The sequence below is a fragment of the Achromobacter sp. SIMBA_011 genome (assembly GCF_046535435.1).
Lineage (GTDB): Bacteria > Pseudomonadota > Gammaproteobacteria > Burkholderiales > Burkholderiaceae_B > Achromobacter > Achromobacter dolens.
The window spans coordinates 1-237 of sequence record NZ_JAWRWN010001186.1 but is presented as its reverse complement, the minus strand read 5'-3'; the positions used below and the strand labels follow the sequence as shown (position 1 = coordinate 237).

1 pseudogene is annotated in these 237 nt (G+C 59.1%); it reads left to right on the top strand.

Annotated elements, in window-relative coordinates:
* Window positions 1-237: pseudogene (locus tag SB816_RS34790) on the top strand (D-xylose ABC transporter ATP-binding protein); the annotation flags it as partial.

Below are 237 nucleotides of genomic sequence, written 5' to 3'. Positions count from 1 at the left end.
GCCGGCAAGCGAAGGCGAAATCCGCATCAATGGCGCCCCGGTCACGATCCGTTCGCCGGCGGATGCGATGCGCATGGGCATGGCGCTGTTGACGGAGGACCGCAAGGCAACCGGCTGTTTTCTCCCACTTTCGATTCTTGAAAACATGCAGATAGCGGCCCTTCAAAACGGCCATGCGACGATGGGTTATGTCGATGAGCGCAGCCTGATGTCGCTTTGTGGCGAGATGAAAACGGC